A 14,725-nucleotide genomic window follows, 5' to 3' on the forward strand; every position below is an offset into this window, starting at 1 on the left:
GCCCGTCACGGACATCCTGGCGAAGAGGAGTCGCTCACCGCGCCTGTCCGGAACGCCATCCCTCGTACACTTTCGGACATGGGTACCGTCGCGCTGGCCGTCACCGACGGCATGCTTCCCTTCGAACTGTCGCTGGCCTGCGAGGTCTTCGGGTCCCACGCGCCCGCCGGGGCGCGATCCTGGTACCGCCTCTCGCTCTGCGGGCCGGGTGCCGTGCGGGTCGGCCGCTTCCTCGTGGAGCCCGACCGCGGGCTGACCTCTCTGGCGCGCGCCGACACCGTCATCGTCCCGGGCTGGGCCGACACCGACCGGGACCCGCCGGCCGAGCTCGTCGACGCGGTGCGGACGGCACACGAGGCCGGCGCGCGGGTCGCGTCGCTCTGCACCGGAGCCTTCGTGCTGGCCGCCGCGGGCCTCCTGGACGGCGGGAGGGCCACCACCCACTGGGCGCACGCCCGGGAGCTGGCGGGGCGTCACCCCGGCGTCATGGTCGACCCGGACGTCCTCTACGTGGACAACGGCCGGGTCCTCACGTCCGCCGGCAAGGCCGCCGCCATGGACCTGTGCCTGCACCTCGTGCGCCTCGACCACGGCTCGTCGGTCGCCAACGCCCTCGCCCGGCGCCTGGTCGTGCCGCCGCACCGGGACGGTGGTCAGGCCCAGTTCGTGACCGCACCGGTCCCCGCACCGGACAACCATCCGCTCGCCGCCCTGCTTCCCTGGGCGATCGAGCGGCTGGGCCACCCGCTCACGGTCGAGGACCTGGCACGCCGGGCGGGGATGAGCTCGCGCAACCTCGGCCGGCACTTCCGGTCGGTGACCGGCACCACGCCGCTGCGGTGGCTCCTCGTCCAACGAATCCGGCACGCGCAGGAGTTGTTGGAGACCACCGACGACACCGTCGACGCCATCGCGACGGCGACGGGCCTGGGCACCGCCACGACGCTGCGCCGCCACTTCAACCGCACGGTCGGCGTGCCGCCGGACACCTATCGCCGTACCTTCCGCTCCCGCACCGGACCGGGCCCGGGCACGGGGACCGGGGGAGGGGCCGGCATCATCCGCTGACTCCGTCCGGACTCCCGTGACTTCCCGGGTGCCGGACCTCCGCAGCCAGTGGCGGGTCAGTCCTCCGTGCAGCTGAAGTCCTGCGGGGAGGTCCGCAGTTTGCCCAGCAGTCGGCGCAGCGTGGACCGGTCGCGCTCGGACAGGTCGGTGAAGAGTTCGTCCTCCACGGTGTCGAGCGCCGTGTCGGAGGTGCGGAGCTGTGAGGTGCCGCGCGGTGTGATCTCGACGATGTGGCGGCGCCGGTCGGCGGTGTCACGACGACGGCGTACGAGATCGTCGGCCTCGAGATCGTTGAGGAGGGCCACGAGGACGCTGGGGTCGACGTCGAGCCGCTCGATGAGCGCCTTCTGCGTGACCGGCCCGTCGGCGAGCTGCAGGAGGGTCATCATGTGCCGCGGGGTGAGCCCGGTGGCCGCGAGCGCCTTGTGGATGAGGGTCTGCGTCGCGTTGCCGTGGTAGGCGAGCAGGAATCCGAGGCGGTAGCCCGGATCGCCGGGAGACGTCGAAGGCCCCGCCGATGGCTGGGCGGCCCTGTCCTGAGCTGACATTCCACCACGGTATCAGGACGCACATTGTGGAACTCTTAAAATTGTTTATAGTCATCAACGATCTAGCCATTCGCATCATTGATGATCCCGAGGTAACCATGTTCATCGCCTACGCCGTCGTCGGCGTCCTTCTCGCCTTCGCGCTCGGCGCCTCCGCCGCGCTGACGTTCACACGCAACGAGGCCGTCACGGCCTCCATGGGCAAGGTGGGCGTCCCCGGCACCTGGTTCCCCTGGCTGGCCTCGCTCAAGGCGGCCGGCGCCCTCGGCCTGCTGATCGGCCTCGGCGTGCCGCTGATCGGATCCGCCGCCGCCGTCGGCGTCGTCCTCTACTTCGTCGGGGCCGTCGTCACCCACCTGCGCGTCAAGGACTACGAGATCGCGCCGCCCGTGGTGCTCGCCCTGCTGGCCGCCGCCGCACTGGTCCTGCGCGTACTGTCGGCCTGAACGCCCCGACCTCCGCCGGGCCCCGGGCGGCAGGTGGCACCGGCCGGCTGACATCGAGCGGATGTCAGCAGCAGGCGAGATGCACGCATTTATGCTGACTCGATGCGATCTGCTCCCTGGTGGGCCTTGGTCTCCTCCGGATGCGCCCCCGTCCTGCTGGTCGGCTCCTGGATGATTGCGCAGACGCGCCAGGGCCCCGAGTACGACCCCGCGAGGCAGACCCTGAGCGTGCTGGCCTCCTACGGCGCCACCAGCTACTGGCTGATGACGGGGATGCTGCTGGTGCTGGGGTCGTGCTACGTGCTGACCGCGCACGCGCTCCGCCCCGCGGCACCCGCCGGTCGGGTGGCCCTGGCCGGCGGCGGACTGTGCGCACTGGCCCTGACGCTGGTGCCCGCCCCGAGCAGCGGCGGGGCGTTGGAGCACGGGGCCGTGTCCACCGTGGGCCTCGTCCTGCTGGCGGTGTGGCCTCCCCTGGCCGCCGTCCGGGACCGGAGGCCGGTCCCGTGGGGGCTGAGGCTCGACGTGTCGCTCGCCGCGAGCGCCTTGATGGGCGCGAGCGCTCTGTGGTTCCTGGCGGAGCTGCAGAGCGCGGGGGCGCCCGGCGTCGCCGAGCGGGTCGTGACGTTCGTCCAGGCGCTGTGGCCGTTCCTGGTGGTCGTCTCCTGCCGCAGGGCCGCTGCCTGACGGACCCGGGAGCCCGAAGACGCGTGGTGGGACAGGCGCCGAGCCCCGCCCGTGACGCCCCGCAGCCAGGCGTCGAGAGCCGCGTAGTCGCCGTCGGCCGGATCTTGCCGGGGGGCGACGGGAGCACCCGAGCGGACGGGACCGGGGTGGCAGCCGTTCGCCGTCACCCCGGAACCGTTTCGTCGGCCCGGCCGCCGTACCGCGGATGAGTCGTTAGGTGAGCGGCTCGACCCACACGTTGCGGTAGCGGACCTTGCTCCCGTGGTCCTGGAGTTTGATCGCCCCGGCGGTCGGACCCTCGGCCGCTCCGCCGCCCGTCGGGCCGTCGACGGCCACGTCGTCGTGGACGGTGACGCCGTTCCACACGACGGTGACCCGGGCGTCCTCCGTCTTCGCGCCCGAGGCGTCGAAGCGGGCGGCGCGGAAGGTGATGTCGTACGTCTGCCAGGTCTCCGGGGCCGTCGCGGCGTTCACGTCCGGGGCCTTCTTGGTGTAGATGGCCCCGGCCTCGTTGTCGGCGAGCGTCGTGTCACCGTACGAGTCGAGGATCTGCACCTCGTAGCGATCCTGCAGATACACGCCGCTGTTGGCGCGGTCCTGGCCGGTCACGTCCGGCGGAAGGTTCGGCAGCCGGAACTCGACGTGCGCACGGAAGTCCTGGAAGCCCTGCTTGGTGCGCAGGTCCCCGCCGGCGACCTCCATCTCCCCGCCGCTCACCGGCCATTCGGGAGCCCGCCCGTCCGGATGCTGCCAGGCCGCCTGGTCCGTGCCGTCGAAAAGCTGCACGCGGGCGCCCTGCGGATGGACGGTGATCATGTCCAGGTTCACATGGCCGGTGTCGCCGCTGTCGTAGGAGTAGCTGATCGTGTTGCGGCCCTCGCGCAGCTCCAGCTGTTCCGTGCCCGTCGACCAGGTCTTCCAGTCCGTGGTGGAGAGCAGCTTGGTCTGGCGCACCTTCTCCCCGTTCACGTGGACGCTCACCGTCTTCGTGCCGGGCGCGGGGTTCGGCCCGTTGGAGTAGCGCAGACCCACGTCGTGGGTACCGGCCTCGCCGGCTTCCACGTCGAAGGTGACCGCCGCTCCCTCGTTGCCGAAGTTGTCGACGAAGCCGCCGCCCGAGTAGCCCGCGTGCTCGGTGTCGAAGCCCGCACCCCCGGTGAGGGTGGCCTCCTCCGCCTCGTACCGGGTGGCCGGGGGCTGGTCGCCGGGCAGCGAGTTGAGGGTGTACCAGGCCTCCGTGCTCCACAGCTCGGTGCCGTCGGCGGAGCTGAAGGGGCGTGGCGAGCGGAGGTGGACGACCCGGTTCGCCTTGAGCCCGGGAATGGTCAGTGTGACCTTCCTGCCGTCCTCGGAGAGCGTGGCCGCGCTGACCCCGAGGGCCTCCTCATCGATCTTCGGCCCCCCGTAGGCGGGCGTCGGGGCGTACGTCCACTGCTCGACCCGGTAGCTCTCGGCCAGCTTCGCGGCCGTCTCCTCGGAGATCGGCTCGGTGTACTCCAGTTCGAAACCGCCCGGTTCGGCGCGCATCGCCAGGATGTCGAAGGCCTTGTCCCCGCTCGGCGACAGCTTCTGGAGCCCGTAGGTCAGCTTGCCCTCCTGGCCCCAGTTGCCGCCCGCGCCCAGGCCGCCGGCGTAGATCGCGCCGTCCGGCCCCAGGCTGATCCGGTTGACACCGGCTTCGAGGCCCTGGGTGAAGCGGAACACCGCACCCTGGTACTCGCCGTCGACCTTCTCCAGGTACGCGCGCTGGATGCCGCCGTACGTGACGTCCCCGAACAGCATCTGCCCGGCGAACCGCCCCTCGGTCAACTGAAGGGGAGTGCTGGGGGAGTTGGCTATCTCGTTCTGCGGCAGCCACAGCACCGGTTTGGTGACCGGCCTGTCGTCGAAGGGCCCGGAGGGGTTGGTGTAGTGGTTGAAGAAGCGGTCCTGCTTGATGTGGAGCAGCTTCGAGGAGGGCAGCCAGCCGCCCTGGTTGTCGAGGACGAACATGTCCCCCTCGGGGCCCCAGCCGATGCCGTTGGGCGTACGTAGACCACCGGTGATGTGGTCGACCTCGCCGGTCTCCTTGTTCACCTTGATGGTCGAACCCCGGCCGGGCGCCGGCTGCGGATCGGTGGTCGCCCCGCCCAGGTCGATCGCCACGGACAGGTTCAGGTAGAAGTACCCGTCCCGGTAGAGCAGACCGAAGGCGAACTCGTGGAAGTTCCCGCCGTACGGCCAGGTCGCCACGGTCCGGCGCTCGTCGGTCACGTCGTCGCCGTCGGTGTCGGTCAGCTCGGTGAGCTCGTGTTTCTGGGACACGTACAGCTTGCCGTCGACCGCCTTGACGCCCATCGGCTCCTTAAGCCCCTCGGCGACCTTCTTGGCGGTCACCTCGTCGGGGCCGGTGTCGCCCCGGACGTTGTCGAGGAGGTAGAGCTCCCCGGTCGTGTTGTCGGTGCCGCCCCAGGTGGTCACGGCGAGCCGGCCGTCGGGCAGCCAGTCCATCGCGGTGACCTGCGGCTCGAAGCCCGCCGGCCGCAGATCGGTGAGCGCGTAGTCCGGGTGCGTCCCGGACAGCGGCAGCCCGTCGCCGGGGGAGTCGAGAGCGCCCTCGCACTCCTTCCTGCCCGGTGCCGTCACCCGTACGACGTCGGCGTCGGTGCTCAGCACGGAGTTCGGCACGACGGTGAAGTCGCCCGCGCCCGGCGGCTTCCATTCGAGCGTGACCTGCTGGCCGCCGGTGCGGTCGAAGTGGTCGATCCGCAAGGCGTGATGACCGGCCGTCAGCTCGGTCGAGCCGTCCTTGGGCTCGGCTCCGTGCAGCCCGTCGTGATCGATGACGGTGGAGCCGTCGATCCGAAGGCGCGAACCGTCGTCGCTGGTCAGGCGGAAGGCGTACGCGCCGTCGTCGGGAACGGTGAGGTTGGCCGTGACCTGGGAGACGAAGTGATCGCCGAAGCCGAAGTCGTCCGGCGAGCTCCAGTCGATGCCCGGCATCAACTTGTCGACGTTCGGGGTCTGTCCGGCCTTGATGTCGCAGAGCTCGCTGAGGGGGACCTGTACGTCGAAGACGCGCAGGGTGACGCCCGGCTCCTGCGGCGGGAGTTCGTCCCGCGGTGCCGGCGCGGCGGCGGCCGGCGCGGCGGAGAAGGCGCCGACGAGAAACGTGGAGACCAGCAGACCGGTGAGATGTCTGCGGCAACGGTGGAGCGGCCGTGGATGCATTCTTCCTCCTGGCCCCTCGCGGCGAGGGGCGCGTCGCGGCGGTGGGTGGGGCCACCCGGCGCCCGGGGGTGAACGTTCGGCTCGTGCGGTGGCAGCGCTTCGCCCGGACAGGGCTCCGGTGGCTGCGCCGAGAACAGTAGGAGGCTTCTATCGGCGGCGTCCATACTTCGTCACCACAGTGTTCAAAGTTCGCAGTTGTTGATGCAAAGTCGCCAAACCCCTTGCTGTGCAAGGAATCTGGCAGGCTGTCAGTTCGGATCGGGGCGTGGGTGCGCACCTTCGGGAGGTGCTCTCGGGCGCGCCGATGGAACGGGCGCCGGGCGTCCGCTCCATCAAAGGCCGGTCATCGAAAGGCCGGTCATCGAAGGTGAGACGTCGAAGATGGCTCGACGGCGGGGCGAAAGGGGTGCTACCGGCCCTCGCGGCCCGCGGCGGAGGCGAATCCCAGCCATGTATGGCGGTTGCCCCACCAGCACCAGCCGACCTTGGGGGCGTTGCGCCGCTCCTTGCCGTCCCGCCCGGTGCCGTTGCTGATCCAGAGCGCCGGGGTACGCGCGTCCAGGGCGCCGTCCGCCTTGCGCAGCCGGGACCCGATGGTCATGAAGCAGAGGTTGCGCTCAAGCACCGCCGGCTGTTGCAGGACCCAGTGGATTCCCTCGGTGAGCACCAAGGGGGTGCGGCCCTCCTCGGTGAGGGCGGGCAACGCCTCCTCCGGGCTCCAGTTGGCCATGTGGTCGCCGCGGTCGAGCCCGGCGACGAAGTAGAGCGGCGCGTCGGGGAGGTCGAGCGCGGAGGGGGCGAACCGGTCGACGTCGGGCATGTCGACGACGACGAAGCCGGGCTTGCCGTCGCGGAGGAGCAGCGGCGCGAGGGCGGAGGCGGGGGCGCGGTCCGGATGGACGGCGAGCAGAACGTCACGGCCCCGGCCGGCCGTTGCGGCGAACGCGCGGACGTCCTCGGCGGGAATCCCCGCGATCTCGTGGACCCCGAGCCCGATCAGGCGCTCCGCCTGATCGGAGGGCGACGGAAGCGGGTGCACGGTGCCGGCAGTGGAAGGATCGGGCAAGGCTGTTCCTCGGATTCACGGTTGGCGGTAGTGGGCCGGAAGTCGAAACGAGGGAGCTCACCGAAGTGTTCCCGATGCGACCACCCCCTTCCGGCCCGCCGACGGCCCGGCTTTCGCCGTGCCCGTTCCACACGTCGGCGCCGCCTCCGCCGCTCCCGTTCCACACGCCGGCGCCCCCCGCCCCCACACCGCTCTCGTCTCCCCTACGCGCCCGGTTCCGCAGGGCAGGCCTGGTCCCGCGCCGGGCGCTGCCCGGTGGTGAGGAACGCCGTCGCCGCGTCGTTCGCGCAGGTGTTGCCGCCGAACGGGTAGACCCCGTGCCCGCCCTGGTCGGCCGTCACCAGCGTGGCCCGCTGGCCGAACGCCCGTCGCAGCTCCCGGGCGCCGGTCAGCGGCGTCCCCGGGTCGCGTTCGTTCTGCACCATGAGCACGTTCGACGGACCCCGGTCACCGATCCGCACCGGCGGCTCGGCCCGCTCCGTCGGCCAGAAGGCACACGGTCCGATCCCGGCCGTGGAAGCCCCGATCATCGGATACCTCAGCCGGTCGACGGCGACGTTGCGCTGATACTCCCGGACCGTCCTCGGCCAGCGCGAGTCATTGCAGATCACGTAATGGCGCGCGGCCAGGAGGTTCTCCAGGTTCGCGGGCAGCGGCGGAGAGGGCGGCAGCGCTGTGTCCCTGTCGATCGCCCGCCACAGCTCCGCCAGGCCGGGCATCAGAGCATCCGCGTAGAGGCGTTCGAACGTGACGCCGCGGAACGCGGTCCCGTCGATGCCCCGGACCGGCTTCTCGTCCAGCCGCTTGGCGAGTTCGAAGAACTTCGCGGTCACCTGTTCGGGCGTGGACCCCAGACCGTACCCGGGGTGCGCTGCCGCGAACGCCGCGAAGTCCGGGAACCGGTCCTCCAGCCCGCGACCGAACGACCGCATGGCGGTGACGTCGTAGCCGCCGGGGCCCAGATTGCTGTCGAGGACGACCCGGTCGCCGCGGTTCGGGAACATCGTCGCGTACACCGCACCGAGCTGGGTGCCGTAGGAGTGACCGAGGTACGAGAGCTTCGGCTCACCCAGCGCCGCACGGAGCCGGTCCATGTCGCGCGCGGTGTTCGCGGTGGTGATGTGCGGCAGTGCCGACGCCGTGCGCGAGGCAGCGCACTGCTTCGCGACGGTCCGCGCGTACCTTGCCTCCCGCGCGACGTCGGCCGGGGTGTGCGCGTAGGGGGCGAAGTTCCCGCGGTACTGCTGCTCCCGCGTCAGATCGCAGGTCACGGGCGCGCTCCGGCCGACGCCACGGGGGTCGAAGCCGATCACGTCGTAGGAGTCCAGCACCTCCCGCGGCAGCCCCGCGCCGGCCAGAACCGCCGGATACTCCAGCCCCGCGCCCCCGGGACCGCCCGGATTCGTCACCAGTACGCCCCGGCGTTGCGACGGGTTCTCGCTCGCCAGCCGGGAGATCGCGATCCCGATCCGGCGGCCCTCCGGGCGCCGGTGGTCCAGCGGCACGTCGAGCGTCGAGCACTCCAGCCCGGGGGCGGTGACGTCCTCGGGGCACGGGCCCCACCGCACGGGGCCGGGACCCACCCGCGCGCTGTCCGGAACCGCAGCGGACGCTCCGGGCACCGCGACCGCCACCGCCATGACGCCGACGGCGAGAGCGAGGGACAAGGATGTACGCATCTGACGTCCTCCTGGAGAAGGGGCGCGCGGGGCGCCGGGAACACCGGCGGCGGAGCCTCGGCCGCCGGTTGTGTGACGTGGTCGTACCGGCCGCCTCCACGCTCGGGGCCGCTGTCCGGACGAGTCTGTGCGCGCGGGCCGGGGCGGCACATCGGTCCGGCGGCCCGAAGCCGCGCCGACCACGGGCGAGCCGCGGCTACGACTCCGGTCGATGCCGTCTCCGCCCCCGGGACGACTCGACGCCCGTACGGCATCGCGACAATGAACGGGTGAACACGTACGGCGCGCCACGGCTCGGACGGTGGCAGGAGACCTGGCGGCTGGCGGCGGCCGCCGCGGTGAGCGTGCCGATCTGGCTCTACATCGGAGTGCTGCTGCACGGGCAGGGCGCCGGCCCGGGCGCCTGGTTCCGCTTCGGCGATCCGCTCGTGGCCCTCGGCTGCCTGACGGCCCTGCTGTGGCGGCGGCGATTCCCCCTCGCCGTCGCCATGACGGTCGCGATCGCCTCGACCGCGTCGACGCTCGCCACCGGCGCCGCCCTCCTGGCGCTGGGCTCGATCGCCACGCGACGCCGCCCGGCGGAGATCGGGGCCGTCGCCCTCGCCTATGTGGCCGCGTCACAGTTCGCGGGCGGCGTCTACCCGGTCGAGAACCCGCCCGGCATGCTCTGGTTGCAGCTCGCGCTGCCGGCCCTCACCGCGGGTATCGCCGCGGCCGTCGGCATGGCCATCGGCGCGCGGCGCGTCGAGGTGCGGTCCCTGCGGGACCGCGCGGAGAGCGCGGAGCGGGAACAGGCGGCACGGGCGACACAGGCACGGGTCCTGGAACGCAACCGGATCGCCCGCGAGATGCACGACGTGCTCGCCCACCGCATCTCCCTGGTCGCCATGCAGGCCGGAGTGCTGGACCACCGCGGCGACCTCGGAGCCGAGGAGAGCCGTCTCCTGGTCCGCGGCATCGCCGAGGGCTCCCACCAGGCTCTGGAGGAACTGCGCGATGTCCTCGGCGTGCTCCGGGCCGACCCGGGCCACCCGGAACCACCGCAGCCCTCCCTCGACCGGATCCCCGACCTGGTGGCCGACGCCCGCGCGTCGGGACTCGACGTCACCCTCACCACCGAGGTGACCGGAACACCGGCCGACGTCGTGGGAAGAACCTGCTACCGGGTCGTCCAGGAAGGGCTGACCAACGCCGCCAAACACGCCCCGGGCGCGCCCGTCCGCGTCGCACTCGAAGGCGCGGCGGGCGCGGGGCTCGGCGTCGACGTCCGCAACGCCCCGGCCACCGCGAGCACCGCGCACCGGCCGCCCGCATCGGGATTCGGGCTGCTCGGCCTCACCGAAAGGGTCGGCCTGGCGGGTGGAACCCTCCACCATCACCCCACGGCCGACCACGGCTACGTCCTCCGCGCGCGGCTACCCTGGCCGAACGCCACCCACGAGAAGAGAGCATGAGTGGACAGCGAGCGGAAGCCGGTGCGCGTCGTCATCGTCGACGACGACCAACTGGTGCGCATGGCGCTGCGGCTCGTCATCGACGGCGAACCGGATCTGACCGTCGTCGCCGAGGCCGCCGACGGGAACGCCGCGGTCATCGTGGTGGACGAGCAGCGGCCGGACGTCGTGCTGATGGACGTACGGATGCCCGGCCTCGACGGACTCGGCGCGACCCGGGAGATCCTGGCCCGGGCGGCGCCGCCCCGGGTGCTCATGCTGACGACCTTCGACTCCGACGACCTGGTGCTCGGCGCCCTGCGGGCCGGAGCTCTCGGCTTCGTCCTCAAGGACACCCCGCCGCAACGGATCCTCGACGCCGTGCGGGCCGTGGCGGACGGCAGCCCGGTGCTGTCCCCGGCCGCCACGGCACGGGTGATCGCAGCGGCCACCGGCCCGCTGTCCTCCCACGCCCGTGACTCGACCCGCCGGGCCGCGCGGGAACGGCTGTCGGCGCTGACCGAGCGGGAACACGAAACGGCTCGCGCCATCGCCGACGGACTGGGCAACCCGGAGATCGCTCAGCGGCTGAACATCAGCGTCGCTACGGTCAAGGCGCACACCGGCAGCCTGTTCTCCAAACTGGCGGTGCAGAACCGGGTACAGATCGCCCTGCTGGTCCGCGACGCGGAGGAATGACCGGGGGAACGACCGAGGGGCGACGACGCGGAGGACGTCCCGGCGCCAGGGGGCCAACAACAAAGGCAAGGAGGGAGACCTCTCCTTGCCACTCTCAACTTATAGCTCACCGGGGGGCTTGCGGCAAGACCCCGGTGAGGGCGCAGAATCCTCGGGTCGACGCCACCACCAGCGGAAACGGTGGTGCGACCTGCGCCGACCGGCCGGAAGGATCCGCCGGTCTCTTCGTCCGAGGGAAGACAACCAGGAATGAGCACGTGCCCGACAAGAGGTTCGACGGGGCGCCGGGCCCCGGTGACACGATCGGCTGCCGCGATGCGAGGGAACACGACTGCCGTGGAGGTGTCGCGATGACGGACCCGTATGTGGTGGACCTCGGCGAGGTCGACGAGACGCGCGTCGCGACCGTGGGCGGCAAGGGAGCGCACCTCGGCGGGCTGACGCGGATCGACGGCATCCGCGTGCCGGACGGCTTCTGCGTGACGACGGAGGCCTTCCGGCGGGCCCTGGCGGAGGTGCCGTCGATCGACGAACGGCTCGATGAGCTGGCGCGGCTGAACCCGGAGGACCGGGAGGCGATCCGCACGCTCAGCGGGCGGATCCGGGCCGGCATCGAAGGGATCGCCGTCCCGGGCGACATCGCCGCGGCGATCACCGGCTCGCTCGACCGTTTCTGCGAGGACGCCCCGTACGCCGTCCGGTCCAGCGCGACGGCGGAGGACCTGCCGACGGCCTCCTTCGCCGGCCAGCAGGACACGTACCTGAACGTCCTCGGGCCTGCCGCGGTCATCCAGCACATCAGGCGGTGCTGGGCCTCGACGTTCACCGAACGGGCCGTCGTCTACCGCCAGCGCAACGGCATCGACCACCGTACGGTCCACATGGCCGTGGTCGTGCAGCGGATGGTCTTCCCGCAGGCGTCCGGCATCCTCTTCACGGCCGACCCCGTCACCGGCAACCGGAAGACCGCCACCGTGGACGCCGGCTTCGGCCTCGGCGAGGCCCTGGTCTCCGGCCTCGTGAACCCGGACGTCTTCACGGTCCGGGACGGCGCAGTCGTCACCAGGACCATCGCCGCCAAGGAGCGCGCCGTTCACGCCCTGCCCGACGGCGGCACGCGGGAAGTGACGGTCGATCCGCGGCAGCGGGAGCGCCCGGCGCTGACGGACGAGCAGGCCGTCCGCCTCGTGGGGCTCGGCCGTCGCGTCGAAGCGCACTTCGGCCGCCCGCAGGACATCGAATGGTGCCTCGTCGACGACGGCTTCCGGATCGTGCAGAGCAGGCCGATCACCACCCTCTTCCCCCTCCCCGTCATCGAGGACGGCGACGAGGGGAAGGCCGGGGAGGACGCCGAGGGGCACGACGGGAGGACCACAGGGGGGAATCGCGTTTACGTCTCCGTCGGCCACCAGCAGATGATGACCGACCCCATGAAGCCCCTCGGGTACTCCATGTGGCAGCTGACCGCCATGGTGCCGATGCACGAGGCCGGCGGGCGGCTGTTCGTCGACGTCACCCCGCGCCTGGCGTCGCCCACGAGCCGCGACACCCTCCTGGACGTCGTGGGGAAGGGCGATCCGCTGGTCAGGGACGCCCTGGAGACCGTCCTCGACCGTGACGGCTTCGTCCTCCCGCTCCCGGACACGACCCCCGCCGCACCGCCGTCCACCGGCGCGCCCGCCCCGATCGAGACCGATCCGGCCGTCGTCACCCGACTGATCGAGCGCAGCCGGGCCTCCATCGCCGCCCTGGAACGAGACATCCGGACGCAGAAGGGTCCGGCACTGTTCGACTTCCTGCTGGAAGCCTTCGAGGAGCACAAGCGGGTGCTGGCCGACCCCCTGAGCATGCGGGCCCTCATGGCGGGAATGGACGCCACCTGGTGGCTCAACGAGAGACTGCTGGAGTGGCTGGGCGAGAAGAACGTCGCCGACACGCTGACGCTGTCGGCCCCGGACAACATCACGTCGGAGATGGGACTGGCGCTGCTCGACGTCGCGGACGTGATCCGCCCGCTGCCGCAGGTGCTGGCCTTCCTGCGGGACGCCGAGCAGCTCGAGGACGCCACCTTCCTGGACGAGCTCGCGAGGACCGAGGGCGGGGGCGAGGCACGGGACGCCATCGAGGCGTACCTCGACCGGTACGGTATGCGCTGCGTCGGCGAGATCGACATCACCAGGCCGCGATGGTGCGAGCGCCCCACCGCGCTCGTTCCCGTGATCCTCGACCATGTGCGGAACTTCGGGCCGGGCGCCGCGCAGCAGCGCTTCGAAGAGGGGCGCCGGAAGGCCCGGTGGAAGGAACAGGACGTCCTGTCACGGCTGCGGGCCCTGCCGGACGGGCACCGGAAGGCCGAAGAGACCCAGCGGATGATCGACCGGGTCAGGACCTTCATCGGATACCGGGAGTACCCGAAGTACGGCATCGTCAGCCGCTACCTCGTCTACAAGCGCGCCCTGCTGGCGGAGGCCGAACGCCTCGTCCGGGACGAGGTGCTTCCCGAGAAGGAGGACGCCTTCTACCTGACGTTCCGGGAACTCCACGAGGCCGTGCGGTCCAACCGGGTGGACGAGCGGCTCATCCAGCGCCGCAAGGAGGCGTTCCGGTCGTACCACGCGCTCACCCCGCCCCGGGTCCTCACGTCCGACGGTGAGGCCGTCACCGGCGCGTACCGGCGCGACGACGTGCCGGACGGCGCGCTGACCGGCCTGCCGGTGTCCGCCGGGACCGTGGAGGGACGGGCCCGCGTCATCCTCGACATGGCGGAGGCCGACCTCGAAGCGGGCGACATCCTGGTCACGACCTTCACGGACCCCAGCTGGTCGCCGCTGTTCGTCGGGATCGCGGGCCTGGTGACGGAGGTCGGCGGCCTGATGACCCACGGGGCCGTGATCGCCCGGGAGTACGGCCTGCCCGCCGTCGTGGGCGTGGATCGCGCCACCCGGATCATCCGGGACGGACAGCGCATCCGCGTCCACGGTACCGACGGGTACGTGGAACTCCTGCCCTGACCGCCCGCACCGACGCGGCACGCCCGTGACGCGTCGGTGCGGCCCGGTCGCGTCAGACGGCCGACCAGCCGTCGTCCACGGGCAGGACGGCGCCGTTGACGAAGGACGCCGCGTCGGACGCGAGCCAGACGATGGCGGCGGCCTGTTCGTCCGCCGAGCCGACGCGGCCGATGTTCGCGCCGATGAGGCTCCTGAGGACGGCGGGGCCGTGCGCGTCGGGTCGGCTGTCGACACCGATGCCGGTCGCGGTGGGGCCGGGCGCGATCACGTTGGCCCGGATGCCCCGCCCGCGGTACATCACCGCCAGGTTCTTCACCAGCCCGGTGATCCCGTGCTTGGCGGCGGTGTACGCGGCCCCGGCGCCGCCGCCGCGCAGGCCGGCCTCGGAGCCGGTGAAGACCAGGCAGCCGGCGCCGGCGGCCAGCATGTGGGGGAGTACCGCGCGGGTGAGGAGGAAGGGGGCCGTGAGGTCGACGCGCAACACCCGGTCCCACTCGGCGTCGTCGGTCTCGTGCGCCGCCGACATGCGGTCCATGATCCCCGCGTTGTTGACCAGGACGTCGACCCCGCCGAACTCCGCCACCGCGCGGGCCACCACGGAGTCGACCACCCGTTGATCGGTCAGATCCCCGACGGCCGCCAGGGCGGTGCCCCCGGTGGCCGTGGCCTCCCGTACGGTCTCCTCCACACCCGCCGCGTCGAGGTCGGCCGCCAGGACGCGGTCCCCCTGAGCGACGAAGGCCAGAGCAGAGGCCCGGCCGATGCCGGACGCGGCCCCGGTGACGATCACGCTCCGCCGCGGCCGAGAGGCGCTGTCCGGCTCGGATACGGGTGTGTTCATGGCTCGGTCCTTCCAACAATGCGAGAGCTGAGGGCTG

Annotated in this window: 11 protein-coding genes; 6 read left to right on the top strand and 5 right to left on the bottom strand. The window is 71.9% G+C overall.

Going from position 1 to position 14,725, the window contains the following annotated elements; all coding sequences use genetic code 11:
• The first annotated feature begins 78 nt into the window (after positions 1 to 78).
• Positions 79 to 1,068, top strand: a complete 990-nt coding sequence (locus DTB53_RS35485; RefSeq protein WP_012382332.1) for a helix-turn-helix domain-containing protein — start codon at positions 79 to 81, stop codon at positions 1,066 to 1,068.
• A 56-nt stretch (positions 1,069 to 1,124) separates the two neighbouring features.
• Here the strand turns inward: DTB53_RS35485 and DTB53_RS35490 are convergent, their stop codons facing one another.
• On the bottom strand, positions 1,125 to 1,616 hold the full coding sequence (locus DTB53_RS35490; protein ID WP_012382333.1) for a MarR family winged helix-turn-helix transcriptional regulator: 492 nt from the start codon (positions 1,614 to 1,616) through the stop codon (positions 1,125 to 1,127).
• Between the two features lie 26 nt (positions 1,617 to 1,642).
• Here DTB53_RS35490 and DTB53_RS35495 point away from each other — a divergent pair, with 26 nt between their 5' ends.
• Positions 1,643 to 2,062: a DoxX family protein gene (locus tag DTB53_RS35495; protein WP_012382334.1), complete on the top strand. Its 420-nt coding sequence runs from the start codon at positions 1,643 to 1,645 to the stop codon at positions 2,060 to 2,062.
• Positions 2,063 to 2,164: 102 nt separating this feature from the next.
• Positions 2,165 to 2,749, top strand: coding sequence for a DUF998 domain-containing protein (locus tag DTB53_RS35500; RefSeq protein WP_003971263.1), 585 nt, complete (start codon positions 2,165 to 2,167; stop codon positions 2,747 to 2,749).
• Between the two features lie 213 nt (positions 2,750 to 2,962).
• Here the strand turns inward: DTB53_RS35500 and DTB53_RS35505 are convergent, their stop codons facing one another.
• From DTB53_RS35505 to DTB53_RS35515, 3 genes are all read right to left on the bottom strand, one after another.
• Positions 2,963 to 5,959 carry a 3-keto-alpha-glucoside-1,2-lyase-like domain-containing protein gene (locus DTB53_RS35505; protein ID WP_012382335.1) on the bottom strand — a complete coding sequence of 999 codons (2,997 nt, stop codon included), beginning with the start codon at positions 5,957 to 5,959 and terminating at the stop codon, positions 2,963 to 2,965.
• A 409-nt stretch (positions 5,960 to 6,368) separates the two neighbouring features.
• Positions 6,369 to 7,025: a DUF5701 family protein gene (locus DTB53_RS35510; protein ID WP_012382336.1), complete on the bottom strand. Its 657-nt coding sequence runs from the start codon at positions 7,023 to 7,025 to the stop codon at positions 6,369 to 6,371.
• A 203-nt stretch (positions 7,026 to 7,228) separates the two neighbouring features.
• Positions 7,229 to 8,704 carry an alpha/beta hydrolase gene (locus DTB53_RS35515; protein ID WP_042497866.1) on the bottom strand — a complete coding sequence of 492 codons (1,476 nt, stop codon included), beginning with the start codon at positions 8,702 to 8,704 and terminating at the stop codon, positions 7,229 to 7,231.
• 269 nt (positions 8,705 to 8,973) lie between these two features.
• Here DTB53_RS35515 and DTB53_RS35520 point away from each other — a divergent pair, with 269 nt between their 5' ends.
• From DTB53_RS35520 to rph, 3 genes are all read left to right on the top strand, one after another.
• Entirely contained in the window at positions 8,974 to 10,158 is a 1,185-nt protein-coding gene (locus DTB53_RS35520; protein WP_012382338.1) for a sensor histidine kinase, read from the top strand.
• A complete protein-coding gene (locus DTB53_RS35525; protein WP_003971268.1) occupies positions 10,159 to 10,836 on the top strand; it encodes a response regulator in 678 nt (225 codons plus the stop codon).
• A 350-nt stretch (positions 10,837 to 11,186) separates the two neighbouring features.
• Positions 11,187 to 13,847, top strand: a complete 2,661-nt coding sequence (gene rph / locus DTB53_RS35530; RefSeq protein WP_012382339.1) for a rifamycin-inactivating phosphotransferase — start codon at positions 11,187 to 11,189, stop codon at positions 13,845 to 13,847.
• A 52-nt stretch (positions 13,848 to 13,899) separates the two neighbouring features.
• Here the strand turns inward: rph and DTB53_RS35535 are convergent, their stop codons facing one another.
• Complete coding sequence (locus DTB53_RS35535; RefSeq protein ID WP_012382340.1) at positions 13,900 to 14,688, bottom strand: SDR family NAD(P)-dependent oxidoreductase; 789 nt, start codon at positions 14,686 to 14,688, stop codon at positions 13,900 to 13,902.
• Between the last annotated feature and the right edge of the window lie 37 nt (positions 14,689 to 14,725).

It is taken from the genome of Streptomyces griseus (assembly GCF_900460065.1).
GTDB classification, from domain to species: domain Bacteria; phylum Actinomycetota; class Actinomycetes; order Streptomycetales; family Streptomycetaceae; genus Streptomyces; species Streptomyces griseus.

Bases quoted from the DNA above. Each gene is read 5' to 3' on its own strand.
- DTB53_RS35490 (WP_012382333.1), bottom strand. From the start codon at position 1,616: ATGTCAGCTCAGGACAGGGCCGCCCAGCCATCGGCGGGGCCTTCGACG.
- DTB53_RS35500 (WP_003971263.1), top strand. From the start codon at position 2,165: ATGCGATCTGCTCCCTGGTGGGCCTTGGTCTCCTCCGGATGCGCCCCC.
- DTB53_RS35535 (WP_012382340.1), bottom strand. From the start codon at position 14,688: ATGAACACACCCGTATCCGAGCCGGACAGCGCCTCTCGGCCGCGGCGG.
- DTB53_RS35505 (WP_012382335.1), bottom strand. From the start codon at position 5,959: ATGCATCCACGGCCGCTCCACCGTTGCCGCAGACATCTCACCGGTCTG.
- rph (WP_012382339.1), top strand. From the start codon at position 11,187: ATGACGGACCCGTATGTGGTGGACCTCGGCGAGGTCGACGAGACGCGC.
- DTB53_RS35515 (WP_042497866.1), bottom strand. From the start codon at position 8,704: ATGCGTACATCCTTGTCCCTCGCTCTCGCCGTCGGCGTCATGGCGGTG.
- DTB53_RS35485 (WP_012382332.1), top strand. From the start codon at position 79: ATGGGTACCGTCGCGCTGGCCGTCACCGACGGCATGCTTCCCTTCGAA.